This window comes from Salinispora mooreana (genome assembly GCF_000379065.1).
GTDB classification, from domain to species: domain Bacteria; phylum Actinomycetota; class Actinomycetes; order Mycobacteriales; family Micromonosporaceae; genus Micromonospora; species Micromonospora mooreana.
Genome location: NZ_KB900614.1, coordinates 3,436,892 through 3,463,237 on the forward strand (window position 1 = coordinate 3,436,892; position 26,346 = coordinate 3,463,237).

17 protein-coding genes and 6 pseudogenes are annotated in these 26,346 nt (G+C 68.4%); 13 read left to right on the forward strand and 10 right to left on the reverse strand.

Annotated features, from left to right (window positions below):
* Positions 1-279 (forward strand): transposase (locus SALPAC6_RS0116385; RefSeq protein WP_018254461.1); only part of this gene is annotated, 279 nt, incomplete at its 5' end.
* Positions 280-659: 380 nt separating this feature from the next.
* Positions 660-1,640, forward strand: a complete 981-nt coding sequence (locus SALPAC6_RS0116390) for an aldo/keto reductase (protein ID WP_033666400.1) — start codon at positions 660-662, stop codon at positions 1,638-1,640.
* Between the two features lie 299 nt (positions 1,641-1,939).
* Here the strand turns inward: SALPAC6_RS0116390 and SALPAC6_RS0116395 are convergent, their stop codons facing one another.
* Positions 1,940-2,365: a hypothetical protein gene (locus tag SALPAC6_RS0116395; protein WP_018254463.1), complete on the reverse strand. Its 426-nt coding sequence runs from the start codon at positions 2,363-2,365 to the stop codon at positions 1,940-1,942.
* A gap of 639 nt (positions 2,366-3,004) precedes the next feature.
* On the opposite strand from SALPAC6_RS0116395, the gene SALPAC6_RS0116410 reads away from it, so the two are divergent.
* Positions 3,005-4,306 carry a choice-of-anchor A family protein gene (locus SALPAC6_RS0116410; protein ID WP_018254466.1) on the forward strand — a complete coding sequence of 434 codons (1,302 nt, stop codon included), beginning with the start codon at positions 3,005-3,007 and terminating at the stop codon, positions 4,304-4,306.
* A gap of 563 nt (positions 4,307-4,869) precedes the next feature.
* A pseudogene (locus tag SALPAC6_RS31015) lies at positions 4,870-5,049 on the forward strand (hypothetical protein); the annotation flags it as partial.
* On the opposite strand, the pseudogene SALPAC6_RS0116420 reads toward SALPAC6_RS31015, so the two are convergent.
* Together SALPAC6_RS0116420 and SALPAC6_RS31020 are read right to left on the reverse strand one after the other, a co-directional pair.
* Positions 5,025-5,228, reverse strand: a pseudogene (locus SALPAC6_RS0116420) (hypothetical protein); the annotation flags it as partial. The pseudogenes SALPAC6_RS31015 and SALPAC6_RS0116420 sit on opposite strands and share 25 nt — an antisense overlap.
* Before the next feature lie 123 nt (positions 5,229-5,351).
* Positions 5,352-5,717: pseudogene (locus SALPAC6_RS31020) on the reverse strand (YbaB/EbfC family nucleoid-associated protein).
* A 194-nt stretch (positions 5,718-5,911) separates the two neighbouring features.
* Here SALPAC6_RS31020 and mycP (SALPAC6_RS0116435) point away from each other — a divergent pair.
* Positions 5,912-7,207 carry a type VII secretion-associated serine protease mycosin gene (mycP, locus tag SALPAC6_RS0116435; protein WP_033666399.1) on the forward strand — a complete coding sequence of 432 codons (1,296 nt, stop codon included), beginning with the start codon at positions 5,912-5,914 and terminating at the stop codon, positions 7,205-7,207.
* 110 nt (positions 7,208-7,317) lie between these two features.
* Here the strand turns inward: mycP (SALPAC6_RS0116435) and SALPAC6_RS0116440 are convergent, their stop codons facing one another.
* The 3 genes from SALPAC6_RS0116440 to eccB form a co-directional block, all read right to left on the reverse strand.
* Positions 7,318-7,605: a WXG100 family type VII secretion target gene (locus SALPAC6_RS0116440; protein WP_018254472.1), complete on the reverse strand. Its 288-nt coding sequence runs from the start codon at positions 7,603-7,605 to the stop codon at positions 7,318-7,320.
* Between the two features lie 19 nt (positions 7,606-7,624).
* Complete coding sequence (locus tag SALPAC6_RS0116445) at positions 7,625-7,954, reverse strand: WXG100 family type VII secretion target (protein ID WP_018254473.1); 330 nt, start codon at positions 7,952-7,954, stop codon at positions 7,625-7,627.
* A gap of 143 nt (positions 7,955-8,097) precedes the next feature.
* Positions 8,098-9,546 (reverse strand): type VII secretion protein EccB, encoded by a 1,449-nt coding sequence (gene eccB / locus SALPAC6_RS0116450; RefSeq protein WP_018254474.1) that lies wholly within the window; start codon positions 9,544-9,546, stop codon positions 8,098-8,100.
* A gap of 146 nt (positions 9,547-9,692) precedes the next feature.
* Here eccB and SALPAC6_RS31025 point away from each other — a divergent pair.
* A pseudogene (locus tag SALPAC6_RS31025) lies at positions 9,693-10,006 on the forward strand (SUKH-3 domain-containing protein); the annotation flags it as partial.
* A gap of 74 nt (positions 10,007-10,080) precedes the next feature.
* On the opposite strand, the gene eccD reads toward SALPAC6_RS31025, so the two are convergent.
* Positions 10,081-11,469: a type VII secretion integral membrane protein EccD gene (gene eccD, locus SALPAC6_RS0116455; protein WP_018254475.1), complete on the reverse strand. Its 1,389-nt coding sequence runs from the start codon at positions 11,467-11,469 to the stop codon at positions 10,081-10,083.
* Between the two features lie 137 nt (positions 11,470-11,606).
* On the opposite strand from eccD, the gene SALPAC6_RS0116460 reads away from it, so the two are divergent.
* The 4 genes from SALPAC6_RS0116460 to mycP (SALPAC6_RS0116475) all read left to right on the forward strand — a co-directional run bounded on the left by SALPAC6_RS0116460 (position 11,607) and on the right by mycP (SALPAC6_RS0116475) (position 19,230).
* Complete coding sequence (locus tag SALPAC6_RS0116460; protein WP_026189743.1) at positions 11,607-15,569, forward strand: type VII secretion protein EccC; 3,963 nt, start codon at positions 11,607-11,609, stop codon at positions 15,567-15,569.
* 154 nt (positions 15,570-15,723) lie between these two features.
* Positions 15,724-16,356 carry a hypothetical protein gene (locus SALPAC6_RS0116465; protein ID WP_018254477.1) on the forward strand — a complete coding sequence of 211 codons (633 nt, stop codon included), beginning with the start codon at positions 15,724-15,726 and terminating at the stop codon, positions 16,354-16,356.
* 29 nt (positions 16,357-16,385) lie between these two features.
* Complete coding sequence (locus SALPAC6_RS0116470) at positions 16,386-17,876, forward strand: WXG100 family type VII secretion target (protein ID WP_026189744.1); 1,491 nt, start codon at positions 16,386-16,388, stop codon at positions 17,874-17,876.
* Between the two features lie 100 nt (positions 17,877-17,976).
* Positions 17,977-19,230, forward strand: coding sequence for a type VII secretion-associated serine protease mycosin (gene mycP / locus SALPAC6_RS0116475; RefSeq protein WP_018254478.1), 1,254 nt, complete (start codon positions 17,977-17,979; stop codon positions 19,228-19,230).
* Between the two features lie 14 nt (positions 19,231-19,244).
* Here the strand turns inward: mycP (SALPAC6_RS0116475) and SALPAC6_RS31030 are convergent.
* Positions 19,245-20,238 (reverse strand): annotated as a pseudogene (locus SALPAC6_RS31030) (SseB family protein).
* A 198-nt stretch (positions 20,239-20,436) separates the two neighbouring features.
* Here SALPAC6_RS31030 and SALPAC6_RS0116490 point away from each other — a divergent pair.
* The 3 genes from SALPAC6_RS0116490 to SALPAC6_RS0116505 all read left to right on the forward strand — a co-directional run bounded on the left by SALPAC6_RS0116490 (position 20,437) and on the right by SALPAC6_RS0116505 (position 24,249).
* Positions 20,437-22,032 (forward strand): right-handed parallel beta-helix repeat-containing protein, encoded by a 1,596-nt coding sequence (locus SALPAC6_RS0116490; protein ID WP_018254479.1) that lies wholly within the window; start codon positions 20,437-20,439, stop codon positions 22,030-22,032.
* Positions 22,033-22,240: 208 nt separating this feature from the next.
* Positions 22,241-23,557 carry a type VII secretion protein EccE gene (gene eccE / locus SALPAC6_RS0116500; RefSeq protein ID WP_026189747.1) on the forward strand — a complete coding sequence of 439 codons (1,317 nt, stop codon included), beginning with the start codon at positions 22,241-22,243 and terminating at the stop codon, positions 23,555-23,557.
* The gene (locus tag SALPAC6_RS0116505) at positions 23,554-24,249 is read left to right on the forward strand and encodes a hypothetical protein (protein WP_162561481.1); all 696 of its coding nucleotides are present in this window, start codon (positions 23,554-23,556) and stop codon (positions 24,247-24,249) included. The genes eccE and SALPAC6_RS0116505 overlap by 4 nt, the downstream gene beginning before the upstream one ends.
* Before the next feature lie 12 nt (positions 24,250-24,261).
* Here the strand turns inward: SALPAC6_RS0116505 and SALPAC6_RS0116510 are convergent.
* Both SALPAC6_RS0116510 and SALPAC6_RS0116515 read right to left on the reverse strand, forming a co-directional pair.
* A pseudogene (locus tag SALPAC6_RS0116510) lies at positions 24,262-24,555 on the reverse strand (LuxR C-terminal-related transcriptional regulator); the annotation flags it as partial.
* Positions 24,556-24,719: 164 nt separating this feature from the next.
* Positions 24,720-26,222, reverse strand: a complete 1,503-nt coding sequence (locus SALPAC6_RS0116515) for an aminopeptidase P family protein (RefSeq protein ID WP_018254482.1) — start codon at positions 26,220-26,222, stop codon at positions 24,720-24,722.
* Positions 26,223-26,346: the final 124 nt, after the last annotated feature.

Sequence of the window (26,346 nt, forward strand, 5' to 3'; positions counted from 1 at the left end):
GTCGAACACGGCGCCGCCCTCGGCGTCGACGTCGAGACCGTCACCAAAAACCCCCAAGCCAAAGGCTTCAGCGTGGTCAAACGGCGATGGGTCGTCGAACGCACCATCGGCTGGCTCATGCACCACCGCCGACTCGTCCGCGACTACGAAGCACGACCCGACAACTCCGCCAGCATGATCACCCTCGCCATGATCGACAACCTCGCCAAACGCCTCACCGCCGAAACCACCCCAACCTGGCGAGAACCACTACAACCACAACACACACAAAATACGTGAATCAGACGTCCTCTGAGGCGGAGGGTGTCAGTGCCAACAGCGTCTCACGCGTCCTCAGGGACGGCTTGAACGCCATGGTTGAGTTCTTGGAGGGCAAAGCCCTGAGGGCCCTAGACATGCCCAAGCCCCCGGCATCGGCGCCGGGGGGCTTAAGTTCTTGCTGGTCAGCGCCGGGCGTGTGGTACGAACATCTGCCACGCCTCCGGACCGAACACCAGGGCCGCGGTAGCGAACCTCCGCAGCAGACCCTCCCGACCGCACGCCAGGTCGACACCGAACCGAGAGCGTCCGGTGACGGATGGCCTCAGGTATTGCGTGTTACCACACACCTGCTCGTAGGATCACGGTGATCTGGTGGTCGCAAGGGGGGGGCGAACTGAGTGCAGTACGTACGTTTGGGCAGGACAGGGCTGAAGGTCTCGCGGATCTGCCTGGGAATGATGAGCTACGGCGATCGCAGCAAGAGTGACGGGTGGGTGCTCAGCGAGGACGCCGCCGAACCTCTCGTCCGGCGGGCGGTCGATGCCGGAGTCACCTTCTTCGACACCGCCGACATGTACTCGTCAGGAACGAGTGAGGAGGTCACCGGCCGTCTGCTGGGTAAGATCTTCTCGCGGCGGGACGACTACGTACTTGCCACCAAGGTCTTCTTTCCAATGGGCACCGGGCCCAACGATGGTGGGCTGTCCCGCAAGCACATTCACGCTGCCATTGACGAGTCGCTGCGCCGGCTCGGCACTGACCATGTGGACCTCTACCAGATCCACCGCTGGGACGACCAGACACCGATCGAGGAAACGATGGAGGCCCTACACGAGGTAGTGCGCGCCGGAAAGGCCCGGTACATCGGCGCCTCCAGCATGGCCGCCTGGCAGTTCGCCAAGGCGCAACACACTGCCGACATGTCCGGGTGGACCCGGTTCGTTGCCATGCAGAATCACTACAACTTGCTCTACCGGGAAGAAGAACGAGAGATGATCCCGCTCTGCCGCGACCAGGGAGTCGGCGTCATCCCGTGGAGCCCGCTGGCCCGTGGACTGGTCGCCCGCGCCGGAGCGACCGAGGCAGCGGCAACCGCTCGCGTGTCCAGCGGCGACGCCGACCGCAGGGAGGCGTTGTACGGGCGCGGCGACGAGCGGATCCTCCGACGGGTAGCCCACGTCGCCAACGAGTGCGCTCTCCCACCAGCACAGATCGGCCTCGCCTGGCTGCTGAGTAAGTCAGGGGTAACCGCCCCCATCGTGGGGGCCACCAAGGAGCGGCACATTGATGATGCTGTTGCGGCGGTGGACGTTTCGCTGACCGAGAAACAGATCGACTACCTCGAAGAGCCCTACCAGTCGCAGACTATCCGCATGTGAACGTGCAGTGGCAGGTCTTGTGGTTCGGCCTTGTCGGGTTCATTCGGTGCCCGTGCTGACGGCCCGCCTTGCGGGCTTCGGCCGTCCTCGACGGGCCGAAGCGCACTGTCGATGCTACGGCCCATGCGCGTATTGATCATGAGCAGGAAGGGGCTGAGGTCGGCCCGCCAATGCAGGTCAGAAGCCCTGTGGCGAACCCTCCCACACTCCTTTCCTCAACCGTGTGTCGCAGGTTCGATTCCCGCCGGAGGCACCAGAGAAAACAGAGATCGACTCATCTTGGCATCAGTCGCATGGCCTCACCGTGGCGGCACGACCTTCGCGGCACGCCGAGACTCGTGCCCCACCGGATGCCTGCCACCTTGCCGCGAAGGTCGATTTGTGTCGGGTTGGCGGGAGCGCGCCAATAGGTAGCCGGCATAGGCGGCCAGTGCGACGGCTGCCAGCACGGCGGGCGGCCCGGTGAGTGCGCGGTTGCTGCTGCGAGAGGCCAGCGCGGCGCCGAAGGACTGGTCGGCCAGTAGCGACCAGCGCGACCGCCAGGACAGGGCCGATCCGGCCGACAGCGCGGAGCCGACGGACAGGATCGATCCGGCCGAGCCGATACTGGCGATGGAGGCGAACGAGCCGACGCTGCCGATGGACAGTACCGAGCCGTGGGAGCCGATCGACAGCACGGAGTCTGTGGACCACAGTGACAGTCGTGCGGAGCCGGTAGAGGTCATGAGCGGATTATGCGGTACTCCGGTGACACTCGCGGCCCCTTGGACCTGACGCAGACGGCGCGGCTGGTCATTGGTGTACGGCCTGCCGCGCTCGAGGGCCGCTTCGGACAACGGGGCGGGGTCAAGGGGACTGCCCAGGCGCAGGAGGCTCAGCGGATCACCGGGAACACTGTCGACCTGAGAGCTACGTCAACGAGCCACGGGTCGGTGACCACGTCTTGCTGACCACCCTGGCGAGTTCCGAAAGATCCGGAGCGCCACGCGGCTCGGCAAGCCGCAGACACGGATGCTGGCCGGATCGAGTCGAGTATGGACACAGGGCCTGCTTGCCTGGACAGCATGGTTGCCGCACTCAGCCTCACCGTGGTCTACGTCGTCGTCGCTCACACCAAGGTGAGGGCTGATTCGATCCGGCCGGCATTTCCAGTCGCCGGCATCAGCCTCGGGTAGCACCTAGTGAGAGCCGCACACTTCCGCGCCGGCACGCAGCCTCGATGGGATGCGGCCAGGCGCGCTGCCCCGGTCTGGTGCAACGTGGTCTCGACTCGACAGGCCCGGGCGGGTCAAGACACATGAATCACCCATATTACGCCTATCATCCCTAAAAGGGTAAAATAATCGTCAACGTGATGGGAAGTCATGAACAAGAGCGCAAAGGTGACTACTACCCGCGCCGCCGCGGTCGCCGCGGTCGCCGCCGCCACCGCATTCGTGATGCTGGGCAACGTGGTCAGCGCCGCGCCCGTCGGCCCGATCGATCCCGTCGAAGCCACCGAAGGATTTCTGGTCATGACGGAGGGAAACGCGACCCTGATCGAATCGGAGAACGAGGGGACGCTCGCCGTCGGCGGGAACCTCGCATTCTCGCAGTACCAGTTAGCCGTGGTGAGCGCGGGAAGCTTCTTCGCCCCCGGCGACAACAACCCGACAGCCCTCGTGGTTGACGGGCAGGTGGACTTCGCGAACAGTGTGCCCAACACCCGCCTCCAGGTCCTGCAGAATGGATACGCCAAGATCGGAAATCTGAACAACACCTTCGTCCGGAATGTCGACGGCAACAACGCGCCGGCGAATACGCGAATCCTGCCGATCAATGACTACGACGCCTCGCCCCGGATCGAACTCGTCACCACCCAGCCAGCGACGAGTGTCGGGCCGGTCTCGGTGATCGACTTCGCGGAGGCGTTCCAGACCTTCCGGTCAAACTCCACCGAACTCGCGACGTGCCAGAACACCGTCGTGCTGCGGGACCCGAACGGCGACCCGATCTCCTCCCCCATCGCGCCCGGGACCAACGCCGTCATCGACCTCAGCGCGAACACCACCAACGTGCTCAACATCAACTCGATCGATCTGGACAACATCGGCATCCTGACCTTCGCCGACCAGCCGACCGCGAGCAGTCCGTTGTTGGTCAACGTCAACACCACCGACGAGGCGGACACCTTCGACTGGACCGCACCGAACTTCGCCGGCATCGGCGGGCCCGAAGCCCGCTTCATCCTGTTCAACTTCCCCACCGCCACCGCCCTCACCCTCGCGCCCAACGGCGCGACGGTCGAAGGGACGATCTACGCGCCGCGGGCCGACTTCACCGATCTTGACCAGAGCAACACCGAAGGCAGCATCATCGCGCGCACCCTGGAGCACCGCGGCGGGGAAATCCACGACTTCCCCTTCAGCACGACGCTCGCCTGCGACAGCGCTTCCCCGACGGGCAGCCCGACGGCGACGCCGACCACCACACCGTCCGGCACCCCGACCGCTGATCCGACAGCGACCCCGACCGTCACGCCAAGCCCCACCGGGACCGACCTACCCATCACCGGATCGTCCAGCGGATCAATGCTCTTCGTCGGCAGCCTGGCCATGCTGGCGGGAACCGCCCTCCTGCTCACAATCGGTTTCACGCACCGGCGACGGCGCAACGCCGGAAGCTGAGCGCTTGTCGGGCGGCAGCGAGTGCCGCCCGACCCCCACCCCCGCCGTAACGGCCGCCGGGTCCGGCACCGCCGTAGGTGAGGCCACCGGCACTCACGCCGGCACCGCACGATCGATGGCCTGGGTAGCGATGCCCAGGCCATCGTTCTGTCCGGCGCATCTGCCACAGAGCAACCACTGACGGACGAGAGGTGTCCAGCCAGTTAGCTTTCCACTCCTTGTCCCGGCATCCTCGCCGACGGCTACGAGACACACCACCAACTCGACGGCTGGGCTGTGGCAACTCCTGGCGGAATAGCACCTCGGGCCTCAGGGGCACCGGCCGCTACGCCCTCCACCTCACCTCGGCCTGCGCGACCAACCCACACATCGTGTACGCCTCGAATACCGTCACCAACGCGGTGAATGGACTGACCAACGTCCCCGCCGCCCCGTTGCCAACCCGCGAACGCGGCAGGTGGCACCGGACCTCGACGACCGCCACCTGGCGCGGGGCTCTTTGAGCAGCAGAATCGGTACGGTGCCTGCCTGCGAGTCGTACGAGCGCGGAGGCGCACCTCTACATGGACCTGCGGCCCTGCGCCTGTGGGGAGGCACGGTTCGACCGGCAGAGCACGGTCGTGGCGCTCGAGGACGGCGACCTGGCGGCCCGCTACAGCGGCCCCTGCCCCGCCTGCGGCCGGGCCCGCGAGTTCACCTTCCGACTGCCCGCCGAGCTCACCCTGCCCCCGTCCGGCGGCTTTGCCTCGTCCAGGCAGGCGGCGAACGCCCCGACCAGCAGGGGCAGGGTGGTCAGGAACTCACGCAGCACATGCCGGGGGTTGTGCTCGCGGGCATCCGCCACCTCCGCTCGAGCGCCGGCGTCGGCGAACGCCGTGCAGACCTCCCAGAGGTTGGCGCCGGTGCTGCTCCACTGCCACACAGCGCACCTGCATTGAGCATGGAGAGGGCGGCTGCGTGCTGTGCCCCGCCGCGAGCCAGCGCCGCGCCGGCTGCTTCGAGTTGACGGGCACCATCACACGCGCCGTCCGGGTTGACAAACGTCTCATTCGGGCCGGTCATCGGCCCCCTCCCAGGATACGTCGCGGTCAAGCTGACCAACAACACCCGCCAGATCATGATCCAGATATGCCTGGAACCGACCGTCCGACACGAACGGTTGAAGCAGCTACCCAACCTCCGCCAGAGCCAATTCCGTCGCCCGCTGGATCGTCTCAGTGACCGTGGTGGGCAGTACTCTTGAGTCCGGCCGCCGATAGATTCGTGGGTCGAGTTCTACTTTGGTCACGTGACCATTAGGACCGACCGTCACCGTCACGTATCCGTCTTCCGAGACCACAGATACGTTCACCGCCTTCAGCTACTGCTGAAGCTCCCCCACACCCGACCGCATCCGCTCAACCTGGGCCATCAGCTCATCAGCACGAGCACGCAGGGCCTCGATGTCCACGACGTCCTCTCTCCCCGCACGTCTATAAGGCACAACCAGCCGGCTGTAGTTGGCAGGACTCACGATACTGAACCTGACGCGATACCGGGGCCCCGGCGACAGGGCGTAAATCGTTAGAATGCAGCGGCGTTGTGCGAAGGAGAGGTGCGCGCGACATGCTTCACAATCGCCGTCAGCGCGCTGGTGCGCTCGTGCTAGCGCTGGTCAGCTCGACTATCCTGATGCCCCACGCGCCGGCCGTAGCAGCTCGGGTGGTCTGCACCAGTCCGAGCGAGCCGGGTCAGGTCATCAGCGACACCTCGTGGCACCAGCAGTGGCTGGCTCCCCGACGAGTATGGCCTTTCAGCACCGGGGCCGGAGTTACGGTTGCCGTTGTGGACTCAGGTTCTGACAGCAACCACCCGCAGCTTGACGGTCAGGTGACGTCCGGATTTGACGCCCTGCGCAGGGCCAGCGGTGGTGACGTGGACTGTGTTTCCCACGGCACCGCGGTAGCCAGCCTGATCGCCGCCCGTCCACAGGAGGGCGTGGGTTTTCATGGCCTGGCTCCGGAAGCCACGATCCTCCCGATCCGAGTCAGCGAGCAGGCCGGTAACGAGGGTGACGGGGCCCAGGGCGAGAGCGTCTCCCCCGAGGTCTTCGCGCAGGCTATCCGTCGGGCCGTCAACGACGGCGCAGATGTGGTTAACATGTCCGTAACGCTCTACCGACCCGACGCCGCCGTCGAGAAAGCGATCCGCTACGCCCAAACGAAGGACGTGGTCCTGGTCGCCGCCGCCGGAAACCTCCATCGCAACGGCGAGCAACCCGACCCGGTGCCGTTCCCGGCCGCGTACGACGGTGTGATCGGGGTCGGCGCAATCGACCAACAGGGCGCACGGCTCGAGCAGTCACAGGTTGGGCCCTACGTTGATCTGGTGGCTCCTGGTGGCGCGGTCGTGGCGGCCACCCGCGTAGACGGCCACGATGTCTGGAGCGGTACCAGCTTCGCGGCCCCACTGGTGAGTGCGACAGCGGCCCTGATCCGTGCCGCCGAACCACAGCTTTCGGCCTCGCAGGTCTCGCGCCGGCTACTAGCTACCGCGGACCCAGCCCGGGGAGGTCCGGAGCAGGGATACGGGCAGGGTGTGCTCAGCCCCTATCGAGCTGTTACCGAGCGATTGCGCACCGAAGCCCCGGTGGTGCCGGCCCCTTTGCCCGAGCCGCCCTACGACGCAGTGGCTCAGGAGCGAACGCAGCGGTGGGAGGACTTCCGTCGGGTGGGGCTCTGGGGCGGACTATCAGTGGCGGCAGTCGCGCTCGCCGTCGGCGCAATCGTTTCGTTGGTACCCCGGGGACGGCGCCTCCGCTGGCGCCCCACCCGTCCCGGCGAGCCGCCGCCCTCGGCTCCGGAGATCGACGAGCCCGAAGAGACGTTCTTTCGGGTGCCCACCTCGCTACCTCGCGGCTGACGGCCGATTCGACGCCACCGTCGCGCTGCCGGGTAGGCCAGGAGGCTGGCCGGACCGCAAAATGCCGATGGCCCGGCACGAGACCGGGCCATCGGATCATCCGCAGCGGCTCAGCCGCCAAACTTCGCCCGGTTTGCCGCTTCACGGGCCTGCATCCTGGCCGCCGACTCGCGTAGCGCCCTCTCAATCCGACCGAGCAGGTCACGCAGGTCGTTCGCCGCCGACTCCCAGTCACTCTGCCGACGGAAATACGCTTCGCGCGCGTCACCATCCCAGGTGGCGAGCAGGGGTGCGATGCTGGACTTCAGCCCGTCGAGCTCACCGTTCATGTTTTTCAGACTGCTGCCGCAGTTGTCCGCTGCGGCGTTGAGCGCACCGAAGTTGTACTGAATCTCCATCCCGGAACCTTCTCCCCCGTCAGAGCCTGAGCGCCGCGGTGATCTGCCCGGCAGTGGCACCAGCGGAATCCATCTCGGACCTGATCTCTTGGTCCGCGACGTCGTAGTCTTTGCCGGAAGACCCGACCGCCTCGGCGATCGCTCGCAGCGCTACGTTCAACCGCGCCATGTCCTGGTCGAACCGCTGGCGCACCTGTTGAAAGGAGCCCGCACCGGCGCCCTTCCACTGGTCGTACAGCGGCGCGAGTTGATCCATCAGCTGGTTCAGATTGCCGGTGAGCCGGTCGGCGACGGCGTTAACCTCGCCCTCGGTCTTCACCATTAAGCCGGTGTCGGTACGCATCGTCATGGGAGTCACCCCCGTTCTCGTCGATCGCCTCGCATTGACGGAGGCGGCCTCGTTGCGGCGCGCTCGCACCGCTTTCCATGCGAACCGTAACGGGTTCTGTCTCACCTGCGCTAGGCCAGCCAACCGTATTCGCGCAGCAGACTCTACTGTGGTCTGTCAGGCTGCTCCGGGCCGAGCGCCCGCTTTGCGGCTGCTGGGTCGAGCGCGGGACCGGCGGGGAGCCGGTCGACCAGGCTCGCCGGTAATTCAACGCGCCGCACATCGCGATACCCGAGCATCTTTGCTACCTCCTGCGAGGCCAGCGGATACCGGTAGCCGAGGTCGGTAACCAGGCTCAGAGCACCCGTCGAAGCCTCTGGCGCCGGCATAGCTTCCACCAGGACGCCATGCCCGGGTTCGATAGCCACCCGGTCGGCGAGGGGGATGCCCGTGCTGCTCTGCTCGGCGGTGCGCACCGGCTCCTGCACCGGCTGCGCCTGCGCTCCTAGGAGCAGGGTCGGCTCGTTTCGCCCGGGCTGGTAGGCCGCACAGACCGCTGGCTGATCGACAGCCTCCTGGGCGATCTCGGGACGCTCACCAGGCGCGCGGTGGGGTCCCCCGGCCGGCGGCGGCGCCTTGGGTGCCGCCGCCGCGGCACCCGCCGAGAGTGAAACCGGCTCCGGTAGCGCCCCATCCGGATAGGCCTGCGTGGCATCCGGATCAGCCAACAGCACCTCGGCCTGGAGCTGGGTCAACGGCCGCAACTGCTCGCGCTCCGCAAGGTAGTACTGACGGCCACCACTCTGGCTTTCCACGACGAAGACCTGGCCGATCCGGGCTTCCTGCAATGCATCGGATCGCTCACCTCGGTCGGCTACCTCCGGAATCTTGATCGGTTCACCGGCAGGTAGGGCGTTCAGCCACGCCCCGCCCACCTCGATCACGGGCTCGGTGGTCATGGTGAGGCCTTCAAGGACGACGTTTTCATCGCCAATCTCGTAGCGGTGATCATGCCAGATCAAATGCACTCGGTTCGTCGTAGTGTCACGGACCAAAAGCGCAGCATCGCCCATCTCCTGCCCACCGTCGGATGCCGTGCCGACGGTCAGCACCGTGGTAGCGACATTCTCACCCGCCGGGTCACGGGCCAGCTGGGTGCAGAGCGTCCATAGCCCGGAGAGGAGCCGCTTCGGGTCGGGCAACGCGTCCGGCGCGTCCCGAATGCCGATCGGGGTGCCGCGCGGCGTGCCGACCAACGAGTTGCGGGAAACGGAGACGGTGGGCGCGGCCTCCCCCAACGCCAACAGCGCCGACGAGTAGTTGACCACCGGGTACAGGCGCCCCTCCCGGTAGATGTACCGAGTACCGGTCTCCTTCTCCAGAATGACGGCCGCCTGCTCCTTCCACTTCGTGGCGCCACCGGGGCGCAGCAACCCGTAGACGCCCACCGCGGCGAGGCAGAGCACCGCCACCATGATGCTCGCAAAGCCGGCACCGCCGAGCCGCCGAAACGGCGCGGCGGTCTCTGGGTCAGGCTCCCGGACCACGAGCGCGGAGGTCATCCGCTGGACGAAAAACTGGTACGACTGGACCTGGTCCCGCCGCGATGGCATGGCACCCTCCCCTTGCGTACGGTCGGCACAGATAGAGCCGAACCGCGCTGCCTACGATAGGCACCGCGACGAGAACCGTGGGCCCGGCGCCGGCCGGCACTGCGTCCAGATCACCTCAGCTGCCCGAGTAGTTCCCATGGTCAGTCGTGACGAGGCGATGGCCCGGTTCCGAGAGAGCGCCGGACGGAACGCCCCTGCCCCCAGCGGACACCGGACACCTCGTCGTGGTCGTCGACCGAGAGATCGGGGAGGTGTCCCAGTGGCCATCGCTGCCGGGCGCGATTGTCGCCGACGGTATGCGCGGTACCGCGCCGCCGAGGGCCGGTTCCCGCCAGACGTGCGCGAGGTCCTGGACCAAGCCGGGTGGTTCCCTGGTCGGGACATGACCGCCGCCGTCGACCTCTGGCTGAGCCACTTCGCCGACGAGCTCGCCGGGCTGGAGTGCCTCCCCGCCGCTCGACACCCTGATCGGCGGCGACGATGTCCCGGAGGCGAGCGCCCTCACCTGGCGCGCCGACGACCAGCTCGACGGGATCAGCCGTTCAGCGCACGCATGAACCCATACAGGCCCAGCACACCGCATGTTACCGGCACCACCGCGAGCTGCAGCAGAATGTCGAGTAGGTCCCCGAGCCGGGCCAGCCGGGGTGACGGGGCTTGTCGGCTGTAGGCGAGCCCGGCGCTGACCGAGATCCCCGCCGCAACCATCGCCACCGGCAGCACCGCCAGCACCCGCACCACCGTCTCGGCATCGGCCGCGCCGACCAGGGGCAACAGGGCCAGCCCGACGAGCCCTCCGACGAGCATCGGCACCCGGTGCCGGACGGTCGGCACCAGTCGAGCCCGCAGCAGGTAGCCGAGGGAGACGACTCCGGTCAACACCAGAGCGGAGACCGAACCCGCCGTGGTCAACACGATCAGGCAACCAACGGTGACCACGATCGACCCGAAGATCATGCCGGTGAGTACCTCGTCAGCCCGGGCAGTCGCCTGGTAGACCGCCTCCCGCCGCGGCTGCGGCTCGTCGCGCAGCAGGTCCTCGGCGGTCCGGGGCAGCGCCGGCATCGGCACCTTGCCCAGCCGCACTGCGAGCAGCGGCATCGCCGGCAGCAGCAGCGTCACCCCACTGACCACGATGGCGGCGCCCTGGGCGCCGTCGAGCGAGCCAAGGGCGAACAACCCGCCGAGCATGCCCCAGATCCCGGCGTAGACCGCCGCGACGAAGACCCGGGCAGCATCCCCCACCCCGAGGATGCCGAGTAGGCCGGTGAGGAGCAGGACGGCAGAACCGAGCAGCACGTGCGGCGCGCCGAGTGCCCAGACGGATTCCCCGGTCCCGATCACCAGGATCCCGCCAACGAAGGCGTAGGGCAGGCCGGCGACGGCCAACACCGCCCCGGCGAGCGAGTCGGCCATTGCCCGGGAGAGCACAGTCCCGGCCAGCAGTAGCCCCGCGGCGGCACTGAGGGCGATCACGCCGCCGAGCCAGCCGGGCTCGTCCGATCCGATGATGACGGCCAGGCCCGTCAGCAGCAGCGCACTGGCGACAATCAGCCCCGTCAGCCGGGTCGCGAGTGGATTCCAGGCGATCCCACGGCGACGCGCGCCGGCGGCGACAGCTTCCATCAGGTCGTCGTACGCCAGCTCTGGCCACTCGACACGGCGCGGTACCAGGTACAGCGTCTCCCCGTCTCGGATGTTCTGCGCCGCCAACGTACGGTGGAGATCGATGGTGGTGCCGTCGGTACGGCGCAGTGTCCAGCCACCGTGGGCGGTACCGTCTGACGGGTGCTCCGCTGCCTGCCTTAGCACGGCAGGCAGCATCCCGACCAGCGGTAGGTGCTCTGGGAGGGCTAAATCGAGTCGCCGGTTCGGGGCGACGACGGCGATGCGCGCGAGTCCGGTTCCGGCCTGGGCTACCACTGCCGCCCCCTCCGACGAGGAGCGGGCCGACCGGGCCCGCGGCTGTCATGACGAAGAGAGGCTACCTACCATGTGCCGGTGGCGTGGGCACCGATTGGCTTCGATTGAGTCCAGGCACCAGCGGGGAGGTCTGATAGGTGAGCACCGTTGTGGTGAAACGTCCGGCCCGGCAACCGGAGCCGGAGTACCCGTCCGGCGAGGTCTTGCTGGAGGCGCCGCCGGAGGTGCCAGCGCCGGGTGGGCGCAGCTGGGGACAGCTGCTGATGATGCTGCCGATGCTCGCCGGATCATTCGCGATGGCGCTGATGTTCGCCGGTCAGAGCGGCAACACCATCCGCTACGTCGCCGGAGCTCTCTTCGGCCTCTCCGCGATCGGGATGCTCGCTTCGCAGATCGCCAATAATCCCGGTGGACCGAGCAGGCAGGAGATGCTGCAACAACGACGCGAGTACATGACGCACCTGTCGCGGCAACGTCACCGGGTACTCAAGGCGGTTCGTAAGCAGCGAGAAGCCGCGTTCTACCGGCATCCAGAACCGGGTGCACTCTGGTCTGTCCCGATTGGCCCTCGGTTGTGGGAGCGCCGATCCGGAGACGTGGATTTCGCCACTGTTCGTATCGGTCTCGGGCCGCAGGAGCTGGCTACGCCGCTGGTGCCCCCGCCGGCGACGACGTTGGAAAAGCTGGAGCCGATGTGCGCCCTGGCTCTGCGCCGCTTTCTGACGACTTATGGTGAGGTGCCGGACCTACCGGTGACGATGGCTCTCAACGGCTTCGCCCGGGTGCATCTCCACGGGGACGCCGAAGCGACGCGAGGGCTGGTCCGTTCGATGCTCGCCCAGGCCACCGCCTTCCACGCCCCGGACGACCTCCTTGTAGCGATCTGTGTCGCCCCCGATCGGCGTGCCGCCTGGGAGTGGACGAAGTGGCTGCCGCACGGGCTGCACCCGAGCCGCACCGACGCGCTGGGACAGCTGAGGCTCGTCGCGCCCTCCGCGACCGGGCTGGAGGCGATGCTCGAGGACGTGCTGGCCAGCCGACCCCGATTCAACCCCACCGGCGGTACGTCCCAGGTGAGCGGGCCGCACGTCCTGGTCGTCATCGACGGCGGCGACACCGCCGCCTCAGACCACCTGATGACCGAGGGTGGCGTGGAGGGCGTCACCCTGCTCGACCTCTCTAGCCCGGCGCCGCGGCTGCTGGATCGAGCTCGGTTGGTGCTCGAGGTCACTGCGGACCACAAAATGGAGAGCACGACGGTGGATGGCACCACCGAGATCGGTCGGGCAGATCAAACTCGGATCACGGAGATCGAGACGCTGGCCATGCAGCTGACCCCGCTGCGGCTGTCGGCCGCGTCCCGGGGTGGCGACGGCTCACTCACCGCCGAGCTGGGGCTGGTCGACCTGCTCAACATCGGTAACCCGCACGAGTTCGACCTGGAGGCAGCCTGGCAGCCACGGCCGAACCGGGACCGGCTGCGGGTGCCGATCGGTACGGGCACCGACGGCACCCCGATCGAACTCGACCTCAAGGAGTCCGCGCAGGACGGCATGGGTCCACACGGCCTACTGATCGGTGCCACCGGATCCGGCAAGTCCGAACTGCTGCGTACGCTGGTGCTGGCGCTCGCCGCCACGCACAACTCGGAGCACCTGAACCTCGTCCTGGTCGACTTCAAGGGTGGCGCGACCTTCACCCGGCTGGACGCTCTCCCGCACACCAGCGCGGTGATCACCAACCTCGCGGACGAGCTGCCGCTGGTGGACCGGATGGCCGACTCGATCAACGGTGAGCTGGTGCGCCGACAGGAGTTGCTGCGCGCGGCCGGCAACTACGCCTCGCAGCGCGACTACGAGAAGGCCCGGGCCGCGGGCGCGCCGCTGGCGCCCCTGCCGAGCCTGCTCATCATCTGCGACGAGTTCTCCGAACTGCTCACCGCAAAACCGGACTTTATCGATATGTTCGTACAGATCGGTCGGGTCGGCCGTTCGCTCGGTGTCCACCTGCTGCTGGCCTCACAACGGCTGGAGGAGGGCCGGCTGCGCGGCCTGGACACCCACCTGTCGTACCGGATCGGGCTGCGGACCTTTTCCGCCATGGAGAGCCGGGCGGTGCTCGGTGCCACCGACGCGTACGAGCTGCCCAATTCGCCGGGCCACGGCTACCTCCGCTTTGGTACCGAACCGCTGGTCCGGTTCAGGGCCTCGTATGTCTCCGGCGTCTACCGCGGCGAGACGGCGACGGCGGTCGCCGCCGGTGACAGCGAGACGCGGGTGCTGGAGTACAGCACCAACTATGTCGCGCCGCCGGTGACACCGACCGAGAAGGAGGCGACGCCGGAACCGGACGTCGCCGCCGACAGCGGTGAGAGCCTGCTGGACATTCTGGTCAACCGGCTCACCGGCCGGGGCACACCGGCCCACCAGGTGTGGCTGCCTCCGCTCGCGGAGCCGCCGACGCTGGATCAGCTCCTACCACCGCTGACCGCGGACCCGAACCGGGGGGTCACGGTGGCGCACGCCGGCCTGGTCGGCGAGCTTCAGGTGGCCACCGGCATCATCGACAAGCCGTTCGAGCAGCGTCGAGACGTGCTCTGGTGTGACCTGGCGGGTGCCGCCGGCCACGCAGTGATCGTGGGTGGTCCGCAGAGCGGCAAGAGCACCCTGCTGCGGACGATCGTTACTTCGCTGGCGCTGACCCACACGCCACGTGAAGCTCAGGTCTACTGCCTCGACCTGGCCAGCAATGCGCTCTCCTCCCTGCGCGACCTGCCGCACGTCGGCGCGGTGGCGACCCGACTCGACGCCGGTCTGGTCCGGCGGACGATCGCCGAGTTGCAGCTACTGATGGGCGTACGGGAGCGGCGGTTCGGTGAACGCGGGGTCGACTCGATGGCCGCATACCGGCGCGCTCGCCGGCACGGCCAGCACACCGATGACCCGTTTGGCGATGTCTTCCTCGTCATCGACGGCTGGTCCGCCATTCGTACCGAGTTCGAGGACCTTGAGCGGGCGATCAGCGACATCGCCAACCGTGGGCTCTCCTTCGGCATCCACCTGATCGTCACCGCCGGACGCTGGATGGACCTGCGTCCGGCCGTCCGGGATGTATTCGGCACCCGGCTGGAGCTCTGGCTCGCGGATGCGGGTGACTCCATGCTGGACCGCCGCGCGGCGATCAACGTGCCGGAGAAGTCTCCCGGTCGGGGAATCAACCCCGACGGTCAGCACTTCCTCGCCGCGCTGCCCCGCGCCGACGGCGCCCAGGAGCCGGAGAGCCTGCCCGAAGGAGCTCGCAAGCTGATCAACGACCTCGCCACCGCCTGGGAGGGGCCGGGAGCTCCGCCGATCCGCCTACTCCCGCCGGTGGTCCCGTATGGCAGCCTGCCGTCCACCGGACGGTCCGGCGTGCCGATCGGCATCGCTGAGCTGGACCTCCAGCCGGTACACCTGGACTTCGCCACCGACCCGCACTTCCTGCTCTTCGGCGACGGGGAGTCCGGCAAGAGCACCTTCCTACGGGCACTGGCCCAGTCGATCGTCGACCGCACCGAACCGAACGAGGCCCGGCTGGTCCTCGTCGACTATCGCCGCAGCATGCTCGGCGACATCACCACTGATCACCTGATCGGGTACGGATCGTCAGCGCAGCTCACCGAGAACATCGTCGCCGAGGTAGCCACCGTGATGCGGGACCGGCTGCCCCCCGCCGACATCAAGCCCGACGAGTTGCGGGCGCGCAGCTGGTGGAAGGGGCCCGAGCTCTACGTCCTGGTTGACGACTATGACCTGGTGGCGGGGGCGGGCAGCAATCCGCTGATGCCGCTGCTGGAGTTCCTGCCGCAGGCCCGGGACATCGGCCTACATGTGATCCTCGCCCGCCGCACCGGCGGCGCGAGCCGGGCCCTCTACGAGCCGGTGCTGATGCGGCTGCGGGAGATCAGCACCCCGGGCATCGTGATGTCCGGCAACCGGGACGAGGGGGTGCTGCTCGGCACCGTTCGCCCCGGGCCACTACCACCGGGTCGGGGCTGGTTGGTCACCCGGCGGGAGGGCACCCGGTTGGTGCAGTTGGTGAATCTTCCGTCGCGGGCTTGAGCACCCGGCGGGGTTGCGCGATGACACCATGCTCTACCAGAGTGGATACTCAGCCCGTGGCTACAAGAATGCGCGATTAGGACATTAGTCAAATAGCTACAGTCGCGCGACTGGCCGAGTGCGCCGCTGACGGGTGAGCGATCGGGGGAGACACATGGGCGACGACTGGCTCGCCGGGGAAAAGATCGACGTCGACATCCAGCGGCTCGACGACTTCGCGGCTGCCCTCATGGACGAGCTGAACGCGAACTTTACGCCTAGCCATCAGCACGGCGTGGTTCCGCTGCTCCAAGTACAGGCGCCGTTCGGCGCGGGTGGAATGAAGGAAGGCCAATACTTTCGGACCAGACACGACCACAGCCGTGCGGCGATACAACAGCTACTCGCAGACGTGACGAAGGGACTGGCGTCTCTCAGCGTTGCAGCCAAATCGATCTCCGTTGGCTACCTCACTGAAGACGCTCTCACTGAGGCGACCAATAATGACGTATTCAACGCCTTTTCAAAGGTCGAAGGGAAACTGGCTTTCGACAGCAGCTGGCAGCAGGGCGACGACGGACCGGAAAACTCGGCTGACTCGCTTTCGGAAGCGCGCTTCGACTCAGCCGCCACCCACCTCGAAGAAAATTTCATCCCCAGCGAAAACGGTGGCAGCACCGAGAGGCCTCCGATGCTCGACCAGCCCAAGATAATCGGCGAGGGCGCCGCTGTATACCAGATCCAGGGAGACGACGAGGGGATGCACGCCGACGCATTAGCTCCGCCAGATATTGATCCACGGGGTTGACGGCGGGACGGGAGTGTTGAGGAGCGGGGATGACAGACCAGTACTACGGGTATGCGCCAACCCGTTTGACCCATGGGGTATTTGCCGGTTTCACTGACGACTACCTCGACAACACGGCCACGGCCTATGCGCCCACGCAGTGGGACACGGTCGACATCGAGCAGATGTGGGAATATGTCCGCAACGAGAGCGACGAGCGCACCGTCGCCCTCGCTGAGGCCTGGCGCCGCACCGGTGTCCTGCTACAGGCCACGCGGGAGAGTCTGAAACGGCACGCCGACGGGCTGGCAGCGAGGTGGCAGTCGCCCGCGGGTCACTACTTTATGACCCGGGTGGGTGCGGCCCTCCACTCGTTGGACGAGTGGAGGGAGGTCGCCGACCGGCACGCCAGTGGCCTGGAGCAGGTCGCCAGCAAGATCACGCAGACCCAGCGGGACATGCGCGAGCTCTGGCTGACATACCAAACCGAGCAGGAGCGCCAAAACCAGAAACGCAAGGCTGACGAGGGACTACAGCTCAGCGACATTTTTGGGTTGAACAACGGCAAGTCGTTCAAGGAAGTGCAGAAGGAGTTTCATGAACGTGCTAAGAATATCGTCAAGCCGCTAGCTGAGCTGTATATCGACGTTTCCTATACGAATATCTACCGCGGTGGCAGATACAAAGGGCCAACGGAAATGGCCGAGGTCAACCTCGAACAGCTCCCGCAGCCCGCTCGGCCGAACGCACCGATCGGGCTGCAGCCGCCCGCACCGACCATGCCCGGTGGCCGGCTGGAGCTGCCCAACCACCTCGACGTGACGCCACATCCCTCCCCGCCCGAGCTATCCGACGGCGTCGGGCTCGCCGGGGGCACCGTGACCGCGCCGCCTCCGACGCTCGGACCCTCGCCGGCCACGCCACCGGTCCCCACCACGCCTACACCTGCACCCCCGCCGGTGCTACCGGGCGTCAGCCGCCCAACGAATCTCCGCCCGACCCTGCCGACCACCACCAGCCGGCCCGGTACCCCCCGCACCACGCTGCCGGGAGCCAACAACCCCGGCGCCCCCAACCCAACCCATCGGGGCCCCTCAGCGAACCGCGCGACCCTGCCCGGCAACACCGGCGCCCCAGGACCACACAGCCCCCGCCCCGGCCCGTCCCGCACAGGATCCCCCAAGCCGACACCACCACCGCCCACCCTCGACGGCAAGCACAGCACCAGCCCGTCAAGCATCGGCCACCCCACCCCACCAGCCGCCAACCGCCCCACCCCGTCAACCGGCAGCGGCACCCGAGCCGGCGGCACCCGACCGGTGCCCAGCACCGGACCCGCACCATCACTGGGCGGCCGCCGGGGTACCCCCACCGCCCCCCGCACCGGGGCACGACAAGCCGCAGCGAAGAAGACGCAGAGCTGGGAATACGGCGGAGGCGACGGCGAGCTCTGGGCCACCGAACCGCCCCCGACCGGCACCGTCGACACGCCGATTGAGCGGCGACCACGGCACCACGGCAGAGCCCTCGGCCAAGGCTAACCTCCGACGGGCCGGCCACCCCACCACGGGTGAGACCGGCCCATACCATGTGACAACCACCTAGCCGGCCGCGCTGCGACCACAGAGGAGGTAACCGCGAATGCGTCTCGCCCCCCGCCCAGTAGCCACGATCGCCGCCGCGGCACTCGGCGCCATAGTGGCCCTCGGCGCGTCAGTCCTGCCGGCATCCGCCGCTGACCGAAAGGACGCCTGGCACCTCGACGCCCTCGAACTAACCGAGCTACACAAAATTTCCCAGGGCGAGGGAGTCACCGTCGCGGTCGTCGACTCCGGCGTAGACGCCAGCCACCCAGACCTAAAAGACAACGTGCTACCCGGCGAAGACGTCTACGACGACCAGTCCAAAGGACACGAGGACCGCACCGGGCACGGCACCGGAATAGCCTCCCTCATCGCCGGCCACGGACACGGCCCCGACGGCCGTGACGGAGTCCTCGGCATCGCTCCCAAAGCCAAAATCCTGCCGATCACCGTGGCGGGGCAGAGGACCGGAAATCTACCGATTATCGAGCCGAGCACGGTCGCTAGCGGAATCAACTGGGCGATCGGCCAGGGTGCGGACGTCATCAACGTCTCCCTGAATGGCCCTTTCAACGATGCGTTAAACCACGCCGTTGAGCGGGCCTACCAGAACGGTGTGATCGTCGTCGCCGGCATCGGTAACCGGGACACGGGCATCGGTCACCCGGCCATGCACGATGCCTCGCTCGCGGTGGCCGGCACGGACCGCGATGGCCAACCCAGCCGCGATGCCTCCCTCCGTGCCGGGGAGATCCACCTCGCCGCACCTGCCGAAGACCTCTACCAAGCAGTGCCCGGCGGAGGATACGCAACGGTCACCGGCAACAGCGGCGCCACCGCCATCGTCTCCGGCGCCGTCGCCCTGGTGAAGTCGAAATACCCAAACCTCGGCTCACTGGGCCTGTTCAAACGAATGGTCGAGACCACCCGCGACGCCGGCGAACCCGGCAAGGACCTCGACTACGGCTGGGGCCAACTCGACCTACGCGCGGCCCTGACCGGTGAACCAGACGGCCGCGCCACCCGTACCCAAGCCCCCCGAGAACCCGAAATCAACCCAACCCTTGCCCGCGCCCGCGCGAACGACTCAGAGCCAATGAACAAGACTCTCGAGATGGCGCTCTCGATCGCGATCGTTCTCGTCGCCCTCGGTCTGATCGCGACGCCGGTGCTGCTCCTGGTGCGATACCGGCGCCGACGCCGGCGACAAGCCACAGTACCTACGATGGAAGCCGCAGCCGCACCCCAGGCCCCCACCACCACACCTCCGACCGAGCCCACGGACGACGCCCACTGGCGCCGCCCCGACTAACCACACCCCGGGGATCAGGAACCAGCCGGAAGCCAACGCCCGGAAGCCGCGTCGAAACACGCCAACAACTCGTCGCGGCCATCCCGGTGCAGGCAGTGCAAACCCGTACCGTCCGGGACGACCAGCGACTCCATCCGCGGCTGGCCGCGCCCCCACTCTTCGGGCGTCGCCTCATCCGGATCCCACCGCAGCACAGCCACCCACTCGTCGGACTCCACAAACGGCGAGCCCACACCCAGCGGACCGAGCCGGCGGTACAGCCGAGCCGGGGTGTCCCGGCCCGGCCCGGCCCAGGCGTGCACCAGACCGGCGGCCCGCTGGTAGCCGTCTTCCAGACAGGAAGTTAGGTACCGGTGTGGAATCACCGGCTGCAACCGGATGGGTAGGTCCGGGTCGGGCTCATCAACAGCGTCGTCCGCGTCCGGCGCGCTCCGCGGCGCTGGCACACCCGGTGCTGCCGGAGTGGCGGCGTTCGGCTCCCGCCGCTGACGCTCCTCCTCGGTGGCGTCGGTGACCACCTGCCGGAGCTGGCCGAGCCAGTCGTGCAGGGTCCGCAGGGCCGCACCGGGCAACGTCGCCACCAACGGCGTGCCCGGATTCAGCAGGAGCTGCCACGACGGGTCCGGCCACTGCTCGCGCGGTCACCCACAGCTCGTCGGTGGTGACGTGAACCCCGATCGGCAGACCGGCGTTGACCGCGAGCAGCCAGCGGTCGTCCGGCCAGTCGCTGGCCAGGTCTTGGAGGCTGAGGGCGCGATAGTTCACCGACTGGCCGGGCAGGCGGGCGGCGATCGCCTCGGGGGAGGTGAACGCGATGACGTGGGTTTCCCCGTCGTAGCGGCCCGTCGGCCACGCCATCGGTGCCGCGCCGGCGGTCGCCTCTGGTGACACCGGCAGCAGTAGTGGGCCGACGGCCAGCGCCGCCAGGAACGCCTCCCGCTCTCCGGCCTCGGCGGCGTCCAGCAGCGTCTTCTCCAGCGGCGTCGCCGGTCGCCAGTCGGCTACCACATACCGTCCTGACCCATCCGCGGCATGCCCCCGCCATTCCTGCGCAGTCACTACTCGTCGGGTGGCAGGACCAGGGCTTCGCGCGCCAATAGCCACGCCGGAGCAGGGTCGCCTCCCGCCGTTGCCTGGGGGCCCGCCAGATCGAGCGCCTGGGATATCGTCGGCGTAATCCCTTCCGCCGACGCACGAGCCGGAGCTATGACGCGCACCCTTCTCGTCTCCCCGGACCAGCCCGGCGCGTACCCGTCCATCGGTGACGCGCTCGCGGCGGTGGACACCGACGCCGTGGTCTCCGTCAACCCGGGCACCTACTACGAGGCGTTGTTCGTCAACAACCACGCTGTCACCATCGTCGCCGCGCAGGGCGCCGGCACCGTCACCGTTGACGCATCCTCCGGGGAGCACCCCACGGTCTCGGCCAACTCGGGTCGCCTGGAGCTGCGGGATCTGGTCCTCAAGGCCGGAGACGCACCGGGCGTCGAGGTCGAACGGGCGAAGCTAGTGCTGTCCGACTGCGAGCTGAGCACCGGCTTTGGCCCGGCAGTTTCGGTGTCCCGCGGATCGGAGTTCAGCATGACCCGCTGCCGGGTCAATGGCGCTCGCTACGGCCTCATCGTTGACGACTCCGACGGCACCGTGGAGGGATGCGAGTTCAGCGACCTGAGCGAAGACGGCATCATCGTCCGGATCGGCGCGTCGCCGACGATCCGCGCCAGCACGATCACCCGCTGCGGCAACCGCGGCATCTACATCTACCAGTATGGTCGTCCGACAGTAGAGACCTGCGACATCTCCCAGACCGGGCACGCGGGCGTCGCCGTGGTGCACCAGTGCGCTCCGGTGCTGCGGCGCTGTCGAATTCGGGACACCCGGGGGCCGGCTGTCTCCTTCGCCCGCGGCTGCCAGGGCACTGTGGAGGAGTGCACCACCGAGAACACCGCGCTACCGGCGATCGAGATCGCCGCCGATGCCACTCCCACCATCGTGGAGGGCTCCGGCAACCGGCGTGCCACCTTCGGGGCGGAGGCGACGCGGGCCGGGCAGGCGCAGGACACCGAACGCACCGAGCTGCTCCTGGCCGAGCTCGAGGCCATGGTCGGCCTGGAGACGGTGAAGGAGCAGGTGCACGCGCTGATCGACGAGATTCAGGTGAACGAGTGGCGGCGCAGCGCCGGGCTGCCGGTCGGCACGGTCAGCCACCATCTCATCTTTGCGGGCACGCCGGGCACCGGTAAGACCACAGTGGCCAGTATCTACGGCGAGCTGCTGGCGGCGCTCGGCGCGCTGCCAGGCGGGGCTTTCCGGGAGGTGGCCCGCCGGGACCTGGTCGGGCAATACCTGGGCCACACGGCGGAGAAGACTGCCGCGGCGTTCGAGACGGCCCGGGGCGGGGTGTTCTTCATGGAGGACCACCGCGACCAGGTGGCCGTCATCGCCGCTGGATACATCGGGGAGATGCGCCAGTTCCTCGACGCGAACCCGGGCCTCGCCTCCCGCTTCGCCAAGACCATCGAGTTCGGCAACTACAGCCCGGAGCAGCTGGCCGTCATCGTGGAGCGGATTGCCGTCGGCGACGAGTACCTGCTCGCCGACGGTGCCGCCGAGCTGGTCCAGGCGCATTTCGCCACCATCGAGCGAGACCAGAACTTCGGCGACGCCCGCGAGGCCCGCAAGCTCTTCGAACGCGTACGCAAGGCCCAGGCGCAGCGGCTGCGCCAGTCTGGTCGACGCCCGGACCTGGACGAACTGCGTGCGGTGACGGTGGCCGACATCCGCGTCGCGACCGGAAACTAAGTGGTACCGGCCCTGCTGAGGAGGACGTGAGGTGACCCATCCGGGTGCGGCACGGCCAGGTGAACCGGGTTGGCAGCACCACCCGGATGCAGTCGCCCAGCCGGCTCAGCAACCGCCACCCGAGCAATGGGGGGCTGCTGGGCAGCAGGCCGGTGCGCCGGCGCCCGCACGGCCGGTGAGCCAGGCGGACAGCGGGCCCGGTCATGCAGTGGCGGCACAGGCCAACCCGGCGGCACAGGCCAACCCGGTGACGGAGGCCAGCGCGACAACGCACTCGGCGGCCGTCGCGACGGCCGCGTCGCCGCCGCAGGCGGCCCCCGCCTCGTCGGCCACCGCCGCTACCGCGGTCGAGGTACCACCCACGCCCGACATCTCGGCAGCCCGGCAGGTGCGCCCGTACCGGCCTCCGCTTCGGATCGGTGGTATCACCGTTTTCCAGCTGGTGGCGTGGCAGTTCGGGGTGGCGGCGGTACTCGCCGCCACGCGGCACGGCATGGCACTCACCGCCGTGATCACCGCCGTGGCGGTGCTGGTGCTCGCCCCGACAGCGATCCGCTTCCGTGGCCGCTGGCTGCACCAGTGGGTTTCGGTCTGGTGGGGTTTCCGGAGGCGACACCGGCAGCTGACCCCGGTCGGCACGGACCCGGCCCGACACCTCCTGGCCGAGCTGGGGCGCGGCGTGGAACTGGAAGACGTCGAGATCGACGACCAGCCGGCAGTGCTGCTGACCCACCCGGCTGGGCTGAGTGTCGTCTTCGATGTAGACCCCACCGAGGGGGCCCTGCTGATGAGCGCTCCGCAGGCCCTGCCCTCCCCCGCTGCGCTCCTGCCGCCGGCAGACGCGAAGGCACCGCCGGTGGTGGTGCAGCTGCTGATCCAGGTGACCCCGACACCACGGGCCCGCCCCGGCGCGGCGACGGTGGACCGGGCGTACCGGGAACTGACCAATGGGGACGTGCCGGCCAGCCGGCAGGCGTGGGTGGTGCTCCAGGCAGCGCGGACCCCCGATTTCCACGCCGACCGCGACCTACTCCCGACGCTGACCGGGGTGATTCGGCGGACCCGGCGGCTGCTGCGGCAGGAGCGGGTAGCGGCGCGGATGCTCAACCAGGACGAGGTGCTGGCCGCGGTCACCACCCTCACCCACCTGACCCGCGCAGCGCCGGGCGGGGTTGGCGAGCAGCCTGTCGCCCGCGAGTCCTGGCGGGCCTGGTCGACCGCGGGCGCCCAGCAGAGCTGCCACCGGCTGCTGGACTGGCCCAGCCGGCAGTGGGAGATCGACGCACTGCTGCGGGGACTCCCCGCCGCCGGGGGTGTGGTGTCGATCGCCGCCAGCCGGGCGGGCGACGACCTCGCCATGGAGGCGGCCTTCCGGCTGTTGGGCAGCGGACCGGATGCTCTGGCCGCCGCCGACCAGGCCCTGCACGAGTCGATCCGCCGTCACGGCGGTCGGCTGCAACGACTCGACGGCGAGCACGCCCACGGGGTGGCCGCCACGCTCCCGCTCGGAGGTTTCCTGCGGTGAAGAGTGTCGCTTTCCCGGACAGTCGGATGGGGTTACACCGCACCGACGCCGTGTCCGTTGGTGGCCTGCGCCTGGTCGCCGGCGGCGGTGGCCTGGTCGTGGGTCGCAACCGGCAGCAGGCGCCGGTGGGGCTACGCCTGTTCCGCGCCGAGCCGACCCGGCTGATGCTGACCGGCGGCGTCCGCAGCGCCCAGCTGATCGCCTTCCGCGCCATCGCGCTCGGCGCCCGGCTCTTCATCCAGACGGGACGCGAGCGGGAGTGGGACGCCTTCCTGCGGCGCTGCGTCATCGGCCGGGAAATCGCCTCGTTTCTGCCGCCGGGCATCCCGCCGCCGGCCGCGGCCAACCCGACCGAACCACAGCTCATCGTGGTCGACACCGGCCCGGTCACCGGCACCGACCCGGGGCTCGGCGGGCCATGGCGTGCCACGCTGGTAGTCCGCGACGACCTGGCCGGCTGGGACGCCAACGCCCTGATAGGCAGCGACATCGTGCTGCTTCAGCGGCTGACGGCGGCGGAGGCGGCGACGGCGGCGAGCGCGTTGGGGCTGGTGAGCGTGCAGAGCTGGTTCACCCAGCTGCACCCGGAAATGGTCGGCCTGATCACCAGGGGCAAGGTGCAGTGGGTCATGCTGAGTATGACCCACACCGAGCGCCAGTTGATCGGTTCGGTGGCCCGCGGCGGTGTCTGATCGTCCGGCCGGTCACCTCGGTGGTCCTGCTGTTACGTTACGCAGATAAACCAGCACCGATAGTACCCGCCGGTGGCCGTCGGTGGTGACCGGCAGGAAACGTTTGCTGAAGAAGTTGCCGATGGGCTTGTTGACCGCTGCGTCCGTGACGGGTAGCTGCCGGCCGATCATGTCGTTGGGGTGGCCATGCGCCATCAGCGCGAGCACCTCGAGCTCACGGGCGGTCAGCCGCCGCCTCGGATCGGAGCGGCGGCGCAACAGCTGACGGACCACCTCGGGGTCGATCACCGTCTCCCCCGCGGCGACCTACTCCACCTCGGAGTGGAACTACGACTACGGTCGCGGAGCAACTGAGCGTGGCCCGCGACCGGTGCGCCGGTCGCGGGCCACGTCGTACGGGCGGTCACGGGCCACGTCGTACGGGGCCGGTCGTGGGCCTCGGACGACGGTGGTCCGGTGTTCGGGGTGGGTCAGGCGTTCGCCCAGACCCGCGCCATCCACTCCTCCACCTCGTGAGAGGTTCGGGGCATCGCCGCGGAGAGGTTCTCGCAGCCGTCCTCGGTCACCAGCACGTCGTCCTCGATCCGCACGCCGATGCCGCGGAACTCCGCCGGCACCCGCAGGTCGTCGGCCTTGAAGTAGAGGCCCGGCTCGACGGTGAGGATCATGCCCGGCTGCAACTCGCTGTCCATGTACTTCTCGCGCAGCATCAGCTGACAGTCGTGCACGTCCAAGCCCAGGTGGTGCGAGGTGCCGTGGACCATCCAGCGGCGGTGCCAGCCGCCCTTCTCCCCGTCCAGCGTCTGCTCCAGGGTGACTCCCTCGGGCAGCAGCCCCCACTCGTGCAGGATTCGGGCGATCACCGCGTTGGCCGCGGCGTGGATGTCACTGAACTTGTTGCCCGGCTTCACCGCGGCCAGACCGGCCTGCTGCGCTTCGTACACGGCGTCGTAGATCCGGCGCTGCACGTCGGTGAAGCGACCGGTGACCGGCAGGGTACGGGTGATGTCGGCGGTGAAGAGCGAGTCGATCTCGATCCCACAGTCGATCAGGATCAGGTCGCCTTCGCGAACCTCGCCGGTGTTCTTCGTCCAGTGGATCGTGTTGGCGTGGTCACCGGAGGCGCAGATCGACTCGTAGCCGACGCCGTTGCCCTCGTGCCGGGAGTAGAGGCCGAAGACGCCCTCGACCCAGCGTTCGCCGCGGCCCTTGCGGACCGCCTCGGGCAGCGAGGCGATCATCGCGTCGAAGCCCCTGTGGGTGGCGGCGACGGCCTTGCGCATCTCGCCCACCTCCCACTCATCCTTGATCAGGCGCATGGTGGAGAGGTGCCGGGCGAACTCCACGTCCGCCTCCTCCCGCTCCTGCTCCGAATCGGTCGCGCCGGCCTGGGTGCGGACGTTCTCCACCAGCTCAGTAAGGCGCGAGTCGACCGTCCGGACCACCCGCAGCCGGGCGGCGGCGGCGTCCTTGGCGAGGTCGTCGGCGAGCGAGTCGATGTGCCGCGCGGTGATGCCCAGCTCCGACTCCCGGTCGGCGATGCTCGGGCGCGGACCCACCCAGAACTCGCCGCGACGGGAGTCGGCGTAGAACTCCTCGCTGTCTCGCGGAGCCAGCGGCCGGAAGTAGAGGATGGCGTGGTGGCCACCGCCCGGCTTCGGGTCGAGCACCAGGACGCTGTCCGGGTCGGTGTGCGCGCCGAGGCCGGAGAGGTGGGCGAAGGCGGTGTGTGGCCGGAACGGGTAGTCGGTGTCGTTGCTGCGCACCTTCAGCCCACCGGCCGGGATGACGAGCCGCTCGCCGGGGAACTGCTGCGACAGCGCGGCCCGGCGCCGGGCGGCGTGGTCGGCCACGGCGGCGCGGGGGGTGGGCTCCCGGTCGGGGTTGGCCCATCCGGAGCCGATGAATTCACGGAACTCGTTGCTGCTGGGAATGCCGCGGTGGCTGGCCTTCGCCTGCTTCTCGCTCGTCATGCCGACACATCCTGCCAGATCGGGTCATCGGCGCCGACCCACGGTTTCCCGCACGCGGTAAGTAGTCGCCGGGCTATGGCACCTTTCCAGGTGCCATAGCCCGGCGGCGACAACCGGCCTCCCG

Coding starts and splice junctions, on each gene's coding strand:
- SALPAC6_RS0116395 (WP_018254463.1), bottom strand. CDS start 2,365: ATGACCTCTACCGGCTCCGCACGACTGTCACTGTGGTCCACAGACTCC.
- SALPAC6_RS0116410 (WP_018254466.1), top strand. CDS start 3,005: ATGAACAAGAGCGCAAAGGTGACTACTACCCGCGCCGCCGCGGTCGCC.
- mycP (WP_033666399.1), top strand. CDS start 5,912: ATGCTTCACAATCGCCGTCAGCGCGCTGGTGCGCTCGTGCTAGCGCTG.
- SALPAC6_RS0116440 (WP_018254472.1), bottom strand. CDS start 7,605: ATGGAGATTCAGTACAACTTCGGTGCGCTCAACGCCGCAGCGGACAAC.
- SALPAC6_RS0116445 (WP_018254473.1), bottom strand. CDS start 7,954: ATGACGATGCGTACCGACACCGGCTTAATGGTGAAGACCGAGGGCGAG.
- eccB (WP_018254474.1), bottom strand. CDS start 9,546: ATGCCATCGCGGCGGGACCAGGTCCAGTCGTACCAGTTTTTCGTCCAG.
- SALPAC6_RS0116465 (WP_018254477.1), top strand. CDS start 15,724: ATGGGCGACGACTGGCTCGCCGGGGAAAAGATCGACGTCGACATCCAG.
- SALPAC6_RS0116470 (WP_026189744.1), top strand. CDS start 16,386: ATGACAGACCAGTACTACGGGTATGCGCCAACCCGTTTGACCCATGGG.
- mycP (WP_018254478.1), top strand. CDS start 17,977: ATGCGTCTCGCCCCCCGCCCAGTAGCCACGATCGCCGCCGCGGCACTC.
- SALPAC6_RS0116490 (WP_018254479.1), top strand. CDS start 20,437: ATGACGCGCACCCTTCTCGTCTCCCCGGACCAGCCCGGCGCGTACCCG.
- SALPAC6_RS0116515 (WP_018254482.1), bottom strand. CDS start 26,222: ATGACGAGCGAGAAGCAGGCGAAGGCCAGCCACCGCGGCATTCCCAGC.